This is a genomic window from uncultured Fretibacterium sp. (assembly GCF_938040765.1).
Classification (GTDB): Bacteria; Synergistota; Synergistia; order Synergistales; family Aminobacteriaceae; genus CAJPSE01.
The window spans coordinates 1-2,028 of the sequence record NZ_CALIAA010000236.1 but is presented as its reverse complement, the minus strand read 5'-3'; the positions used below and the strand labels follow the sequence as shown (position 1 = coordinate 2,028).

Genomic DNA, 2,028 nt, shown 5'->3' with positions numbered 1-2,028 from the left:
AGTTGTGTTCGTCGTATTTTATCTTATAATAGGTGTCACCATTGAGGTAGTCTGTCAAGAAACGTACGCATTGCATGTAGGGGAAAAGCGCCGCCATCCCATCCACCGCCTCCCGAAACACCCAGGCCTGCTCCCCATCCGGGGAGAGCTCGGCATACAGGCGCGTCAGCAGAAGGCGTATCTGCTCGGGGTCCGGCATCAGGGGGTTGTGCCCGGTCAGCGCCAGGAAGACGCCAAGCAAAAGCAGTTTCGAGGCGACCGATACCCCCGAACAGAGAAGCAGGGCCTCGGCCCCCTTGTTCCGCCCCCTCGAAACGAAGGACAGGGCATAGGAAAGCGGCGCCTGAGCTATCAGGTAGTACAGTGCCGAAAGGGGGTCCAAAAGCAGAGCGAGCCCTCCCCCCGCAAACGCAACCCCCGCCGCCTGCCAGCGGCCCCCATCTCTCATCCCCAGGAGGGCCAGAGGCAAAGGGACCATCAGAAAGCCCCCAAACCCCAGGACGGGGACGAAAAAGCCGACCGAGAAGAGCGCCAGCGTAAGGACGACGAACGAAACCATCCGCGCCAGGGATACTCCCCAAAACTTTCCGGGTTCTGCCATAATTCCTCCGAATCCGAGAAAAAAGGGAGAGGCCCTGAACGGCTTCTCCCTTGGCGTTTGAGACTGTCCTTCCGCGGAGCCTGAGTCAAGCTGTTCCCTGACGGCGTCCGGGAACAGCCCGCCCCGTCCGAAGGGAACCCTCCGAAAAACGATCAGTCCAGAGAATAGGGCAGCAAAGCCATATAACGTGCCCTTTTGATGGCCTCCGTCAAAAGGCGCTGATGCTTGGCGCAGTTGCCGGTAACGCGGCGGGGAATGATCTTGCCCCGCTCGCTGATGTACTTGCGCAGCTTCTCAACGTCCTTGTAGTCAACCTTCTCCTGCTTCTCCACGCAGTAGAAGCAGAACTTCGGACGCCGCCGGGGGCCGCCCCTGCGCATCCCACCGCGGGGCCTGTCGGCGCCGGGGGCCGGTTTATTTTCTCCGTTCATCCTGAAACCTCCTCTGAAGTGCCGGGCCCACGGGACCTCCCCCGCCGGACCGACGCACCCAAATCTTCCTCACAAAAGGGCCAAACACACCCTCTAAAAGGGGATATCGGCCTCGGAATCCTTGTCGTCCCTTTCCATCTCGGCAAAGTCCATAGGAAATTCGTCGCCGAACCCCTTCTCGCTTATGCTTTTGCCGAAATCTCCGTCGTCGGAAAAACCGGACTCGGGCCGCCGGTCCTGAGGGGCGAAGGCCCCATCCTCGGAGCTTCTCCGGCTCCCGACGAAGGTGACGTCGAGGGCCTCCACCTCCGTGGAATATTTTTTACCGGACCCGTCGCGGGCCTCGTAGCTGCGGACCCGCAGCTTGCCCTCCACCAGGACGCCGCTCCCCTTCTTCAGGTAGCGTCCACACCGATCCGCCAAGGGACCCCAGGCAACCACGGGAATGAAGTCCGTGGCGTCCTGATACTCCCCGTTCTTGTTCTTCCACGTGTAGCCGACGGCGACGGTAAATCGGGCCCAGGCACGCTTCTCGACCGTATACCGGACCTCGGGATCCCGAGCCAGATTGCCCATCAGGACGACCTTATTGAATCCTCTGGCCATCGCTCCGCACTCCCTATTCGTCCAAAAGGATGATCATCTGGCGATAGACGTTCGGGCGCAGTCCCAGGACGCGCTTGAGCTCGAACGTCTGCGCGGGCTCCAGGTCGAACGTGAAGAGCGCATAGAACCCCTCGGTCTTCTTCTGAATGGGATAGGCAAGTCTCTTCTTACCCCATACATCCGTCTGGGTCATCTCCCCTCCCAGACTGCGCACGACTTCCTCGATCTTCTCGACCTCCTCCTTCGGCTCCTCGATTTCGGCGTTCAGGATGGTCAGCATCTCGTAATGCCGCACGACTTTCACCTCCTCCCCGTGGTCTCGTGGCCTCTTTTCCTTACAAAAGAGGCAGGGCTGTAAAAACTTATTTATTCTACTCCGAAATGATCGGG

The 2,028-nt window shown here is 59.8% G+C and carries 4 protein-coding genes; all 4 read right to left on the bottom strand.

Annotated elements, in window-relative coordinates:
- A partial coding sequence (locus Q0176_RS08085) for a DUF2232 domain-containing protein (RefSeq protein WP_299301293.1) occupies positions 1 to 559 on the bottom strand: 559 nt, incomplete at its 3' end.
- Positions 560 to 753: 194 nt separating this feature from the next.
- Positions 754 to 1,032: a 30S ribosomal protein S18 gene (rpsR, locus tag Q0176_RS08080; protein WP_299301290.1), complete on the bottom strand. Its 279-nt coding sequence runs from the start codon at positions 1,030 to 1,032 to the stop codon at positions 754 to 756.
- 93 nt (positions 1,033 to 1,125) lie between these two features.
- The gene (gene ssb, locus Q0176_RS08075; protein ID WP_299301287.1) at positions 1,126 to 1,638 is read right to left on the bottom strand and encodes a single-stranded DNA-binding protein; all 513 of its coding nucleotides are present in this window, start codon (positions 1,636 to 1,638) and stop codon (positions 1,126 to 1,128) included.
- Between the two features lie 13 nt (positions 1,639 to 1,651).
- Positions 1,652 to 1,933 (bottom strand): 30S ribosomal protein S6, encoded by a 282-nt coding sequence (gene rpsF / locus Q0176_RS08070; protein ID WP_299301284.1) that lies wholly within the window; start codon positions 1,931 to 1,933, stop codon positions 1,652 to 1,654.
- Positions 1,934 to 2,028: the final 95 nt, after the last annotated feature.

Coding starts and splice junctions, on each gene's coding strand:
- rpsR (WP_299301290.1), bottom strand. CDS start 1,032: ATGAACGGAGAAAATAAACCGGCCCCCGGCGCCGACAGGCCCCGCGGT.
- ssb (WP_299301287.1), bottom strand. CDS start 1,638: ATGGCCAGAGGATTCAATAAGGTCGTCCTGATGGGCAATCTGGCTCGG.